The organism is Alkalibaculum bacchi (assembly GCF_937875145.1).
Taxonomy (GTDB): Bacteria; Bacillota; Clostridia; order Eubacteriales; family Alkalibacteraceae; genus Alkalibaculum; species Alkalibaculum bacchi_A.
In genome coordinates this window covers 1-5,867 of the sequence record NZ_CALNCS010000130.1, presented here as the reverse complement: position 1 = coordinate 5,867, position 5,867 = coordinate 1, and the positions used below count along the sequence as shown (strand labels likewise).

Sequence of the window (5,867 nt, the reverse complement as noted above, 5' to 3'; positions counted from 1 at the left end):
TAGACCATTAAATAATGAGCCTAAACATATTATACGAGGAGTGATTGAATGAATTTAAAAATTAATGAAGTATATAGTGGATTCAAATTAATAGAATCAAAATCGATTAAAGAGGTAGATTCTACTGGGTATTTGTTTGAACATGAAAAGACAGGGGCAAAACTTTACTATCTTTCAAATGAAGACGATAATAAAGTCTTTTCCGTTTCTTTTCGTACTCCACCAACAGATAGCACGGGCTTACCTCATATTTTGGAGCATTCTGTTTTATGCGGATCGGAAAAGTATCCTGTCAAAGAACCCTTTGTAGAATTAATTAAAGGCTCCCTAAATACTTTTCTAAATGCGATGACTTTCCCAGATAAGACCATGTATCCTATTGCAAGTATGAATGATAAAGATTTTGTAAATCTTATGGATGTTTATTTAGATGCTGTGTTTAATCCAAAGATCTACGATGAAAAAGGAATTTTTCTACAAGAAGGATGGCATTATCATTTAGAAAATGCAGAGGATGATATTCGCTATGTAGGCGTTGTTTACAATGAGATGAAAGGTGCCTTTTCTAATCCAGAAGAAGTAGTCAATCGAAAAGTTCAAGAGACTTTATTTCCAGATACGCCATATGGTTTAGAATCTGGAGGAGATCCAGATGTTATTGTAGATTTGACTTATGAAGATTTTATCGATTTTCACAAGAAATACTATCATCCATCTAATAGTTATATTTATTTTTATGGTGATGGAGATATTTTAGAGCATTTAGCTTTTGTTCATGAAAACTATCTGTCTAAATACGACAAATTACAAATCGATTCTTCTATTTCAATACAAAGGCCTTTTAAAGAGCCAAAAGAAAAAGTCTACTCTTATCCTATATCCAACACAGAGTCTACAAAAGAGAAGACTTTCCTCACGATGAACTGGGTTACTGGTGTCTCGACAGATCCACAAACTCATTTAGGCTTGGAGATCTTAGCTCATATCCTATTAAACTCTCCATCTGCCCCATTAAAGAAGGCCTTACTTCAGGCAGAATTAGGTAAGGATGTCATGGGTTCTTTCGATGGAGGTATTTTACAACCTGTTATTAGCATTATGATTAAAAACTCTGAAGAAAGCAAAAAAGAAGAGTTTAAGAAAATTATAAATGAGACTCTAAATAGCTTAGTAGAAAATGGTATTGATAGAGATCAAATTAAAGCGGCAATCAATATTTCAGAATTTAAAATGAAAGAAGCAGATTTTGGATCATACCCTAAAGGCTTAATCTATGGCATCAATATTATGGATAGTTGGCTTTACGATTCGGATCCCTCTATGTACTTAGAGTATGAAGATGATTTTGAATTCATACGAAACAACATAGATCAGAATTACTTTGAAAACTTGATACAAAAGTATCTTTTAGATAACAATCACTGTAGTTTATTGATAGCAAAACCAGAACAAGGATTAGTGGATAAAGGGGACCATGAGATTGAAAAGCATCTAAAAGAATACAAGGAACGATTGAATCAAGAGGAGTTAGAATCTCTTATTAAGGAAACAAAAGATTTGATTATAAGACAGAATACATCTGATGATCCAACGGATATTGAGAAGATTCCAGTTTTACCAATTGAAGATATTGGAAAGAAGACGGAAGAATTACCTTTAGAGATAAAGAAATTTAAAAATGTAGAAGTCCTCCATACGCCAGTGCACACAAATGGAATTGTCTACACTAGTTTGCTTTTTGATATAAAAAATGTGGAAAAAGAGTATATTCCCTATGTTGCCCTTCTAGCTAGGTATTTAGGAGAAGTCAGCACACAAGAATACTCTTTTGAACAATTGACCAATGAAATTGAAATTTACACAGGAGGTATTGATTTTGATATTGATGTCTATGCAAATAGTAAAAATATCGAAGAATATGAACCTAGATTTATCGTAAGGGGAAGAGCGCTAAAGGAACATCTTGATAAACTCTTCCATATTATGAGTCAAATGATTGTCCATTGTAAATACCATGAGAAGCAAAGATTAAAAGAAATTATTCAAAGTTCTAAGGCTAGAACAGAAATGCTCTTTATGAGCTCAGGTCATAAAATTGTAGCCAATAGAGTAAACTCTTATTATGCTAAATCAGCAAAGTTCTTAGAGTCTATTGACGGAATTGACTACTATGAATTTATTAAAACCTTAGAAGAGGACTTTGATAACAAAGCGGATGAAATTCTTGCAAAACTTAAAGAGACTAGTGAACTGCTCTTTAACAAAAATAGCATCATATTTAGTTTGATTTGTGATGAAGAGAATTACGACGAAGTAACAAATTCCTTAAAGTCTTTGTATAATCAATTAAAAGATGAAAAAGTGAAAAGAAATGAATACGAATTTGAAATGGGAAAATTTAATGAAGGACTTATGACTTCCAGTAAGGTACAATATGTAGGAAAAGCGTATAATGTCTTAGATTTAGGATATGAGTACAGTGGTGCACTACAGGTTGTAAAGTCTATTATGAGCACAGAGTATTTGTGGAATAAAATCCGAGTTCAAGGTGGCGCATATGGTGCTTTTTTTAGCATAGGTAGATCAGGTACCTTATTTGTAGGCTCCTATCGAGATCCTAATTTAAAGGAAACGGTAAATACAATCGACAATATGTCTCAGTTTATTGAAACTTTTGAAGCGTCTCAAAGAGAAATGAATAAGTACATTATAGGTACTATAAGCAATCTAGATACACCTATGACTCCAGCAATGAAGGGAAATACGGCTACAGGTAATTATTTGAGAAATATAAGACAAGAAGATTTACAAAGAGAAAGAAATCAGGTTCTCTCTTGTACTATAGAAGACATTCAAGACACTGCAAAGATTGTAAAAGAAGCTATGAGCGAAAATTACCTTTGCGTACTTGGAAATGACCGAAAAATACAAGAAGCAAAAGAACTCTTTGAAACTACAGTAAATTTATTTGAATAGAAATATAAGAAAGTTGGCATTGCAAGTGGCCAACTTTCTTATTTAAAAGTTAGACGGTTGCTTGGACGGGAACGTCCCCTTAGCGAACTATTGTTTTTACATAGATTTTAGAACGAACATGTGAGGTATGGCAATGAAGAAAAGCGCAATAATATTATTCTTAGTATTAATTACATTATGTGGAAATACTGTATTGGCAATAGAGCCTTCTTTTCCTAACGAGAGGGGAATACTTCTCCTTGAAGAGACCAGTGGTAGAGTTCTTTATGCACAAAACCAAGAAGAGAGGTTTTATCCTGCTAGTACTACAAAAATCATGACAGCAATTGTAGCTTTAGAAAATATGAATTTAGAAGATCAAATTACAGTTGGCAGCGAGATCAAGCGGATTTCAAGTGATAGCAGCAAAGCTGATTTAGTAGAGGGAGAGATTTTGTCTGTTAAGGATCTCCTTTACGGTTTGATGCTCCCATCAGGCAATGATGCAGCATATACTTTAGCTCGTGGTGTTGGAAACGCAGTAGGAAAGGTGCAAGACGAAGAGGGGGCCATTGAGCACTTTATCGAGATGATGAATCAGAAGGCAAAGGAAATAGGAGCTGTACACACCAATTTTGAAAACCCTCATGGATTACATAGTGATAATCACTATACTACTTTAGAGGATATGCTTTTAATGGCGCAAGAGCTATTAAAATATGATATAGCAAGAGAAATCGTTAAAACCACAAATTACTCTCTTGCTAATCCCCTAGTTACGCATAAATGGTATAATACAAACTACCTCTTACACCCCATATTAGACCAAGTGTCTAAAGGCCTGAAGATAGGACACAATCCCTATTATACAGAAGATGTAAAAGGTATGAAGACGGGAAATACAAGTCAAGCTGGAAAGTGTCTCGTGTTTTTGTCTTCTAGAGATAATCAGGAGCTTATAGGTATCCTCTATAAAAGTACTGATGAAGAAATATGGGGTGAAGCAGTAGAGCTTCTGAATTATGCAGAAGAACAATATGAGTACACGAAACTTTTTGAGGCTGACCAGAAAATAGATGAACTCCTCTTAGATAATGCAAAATCAATAGATCAAGTTCCTGTAATTGTTAAGAAAGATTTGGTATTACTTTTAGGCAAAGAAGAAAGTGAGCATATGAAAAGCCAAATCATCTACGATAAAAATCTTTTAGAAGAGACTTCAGAAAATACATATACCTTAAGGGATAACATTTCTTTAGAACAAATTATTGGGCAAATTAGCTACTCCTTTGATGGAAAAGAGATTGGTAGAGCGGATATTTATTCCCAGTCAGACCTTAAGGTAAGAAGCATTTTGGATTATTTATTTTACATAGAGATCATGATAGCAATGGCTATGGTCTATTTAATAATTCATCATCTTAAGAAAACGAGGTAAGGAACAATATGAAAAAACCAGAATTACTAGCCCCAGTTGGACATATGGAAGCCTTAAAAGCAGCTGTATTTGCAGGAGCAGACGGGGTGTATTTAGGCGGGAAAGAGTTTAATGCTAGAAGAAATGCAACAAATTTTAGTCGAGAAGAAATAAGTGAAATCATCATTTATTGTCATCTCTTCCAAGTAAAAGTATATATAACCATTAATATTCTCCTAAAAGATAAGGAGTTAGAGGATGTATTAGATTATGTATATTTTTTATACCATGCTGGAGCGGATGCTCTGATTGTACAGGATTTAGGCTTGTTTTATCTTTTAAAGAGAGCTCTGCCTCATTTTCCAATGCACAGTAGCACTCAGATGTTTGTCCATGGAATAGAGGGAGTAAAGCTCTTAGAAGATTTAGGGTTTGAAAGAGTAGTATTGGCGCGAGAAATGACTATTCCAGAGATAAAGGAAGTCGTGAATAATACAAAGGCAGAAATTAAAATTTTTAATCACGGCGCTATGTGCGTGTGCTATTCAGGACAATGCCTTATGAGTTCTATGATTGGTGGACGAAGTGGAAATCGAGGGAGCTGCGCTCAGCCCTGTAGAAAACCTTACGAACTAAAAGTAGATGATTATATAATAGACAAAGGTCATCTTATAAGCCCTAGAGATTTAAATACATTAGATATTATAGCAGACCTTATTGAAACGGGAGCAGACTCCTTCAAAATAGAGGGCAGAAAGAAAAGTGCTCAGTATGTCTATACAGTTGTAAGTGCTTATCGAAAATTAATAGATAGTTATTTTAAAGGAAATATTACAAATCTTTCTCAAGAAGAGAGATTAGATATAGAACAAGTTTTTAATCGCAAATTTACTACAGGATATTTTGATAGTGAAAACTTATCATCTGAAGAATTTATTGTTAAAGATAATCCAAGAAAAAGAGGAATCTTTGTTGGTGAAATTGTATCTACAAAAAAAGATAAGGCCACTGTAAAATTAGAGAATCATCTAACAAAGGGAGACGGCTTATTAATCCTTGGAGACCGTACAGAATTTGGAGAGACTTTAGGGAAGATATTCGATATAAAGGGCCAAGAGGTAGAAAGGGCAAAGGCAGGGGAGACGGTTCAGATCCCTTTGCGTAGATCCTTCCACTCAAAAGACCGTATTTACAAAACCTCGGATCGCGCTATAGAGTTGAAGACTACAGAATTGTTAAGCCCGCAGTTTCCAAGAAAACTTCCAATAGAAGTAGAAGTTGAGCTTAAAATGTCACAGCCTTTGCAGGTGAAAATGAAATACGGCGATATAGTAGTAGAGTGCAGAGGAGAAAAATTAAGTGAGAAGGCAATCAATAAACCTTTAGATCCTTTAAGAGTAGAAGAGCAAATTAGAAAATTAGGCAATACTCCTTTTGAACTTGTAGAAATTAAAGTGAAACTTGAAAGTAGTACCGTTCTCCCTATATCGGAAAT

The 5,867-nt window shown here is 34.3% G+C and carries 3 protein-coding genes; all 3 read left to right on the top strand.

The window, feature by feature from the left end; translation table 11 throughout:
• The first annotated feature begins 48 nt into the window (after positions 1 to 48).
• On the top strand, positions 49 to 2,976 hold the full coding sequence (locus Q7P22_RS08180; RefSeq protein ID WP_303862958.1) for an insulinase family protein: 2,928 nt from the start codon (positions 49 to 51) through the stop codon (positions 2,974 to 2,976).
• A 133-nt stretch (positions 2,977 to 3,109) separates the two neighbouring features.
• Positions 3,110 to 4,393 carry a D-alanyl-D-alanine carboxypeptidase family protein gene (locus Q7P22_RS08175; RefSeq protein WP_303862954.1) on the top strand — a complete coding sequence of 428 codons (1,284 nt, stop codon included), beginning with the start codon at positions 3,110 to 3,112 and terminating at the stop codon, positions 4,391 to 4,393.
• Positions 4,394 to 4,401: 8 nt separating this feature from the next.
• On the top strand, positions 4,402 to 5,867 hold a 1,466-nt coding region (locus Q7P22_RS08170), incomplete at its 3' end, for a DUF3656 domain-containing protein (protein WP_303862951.1).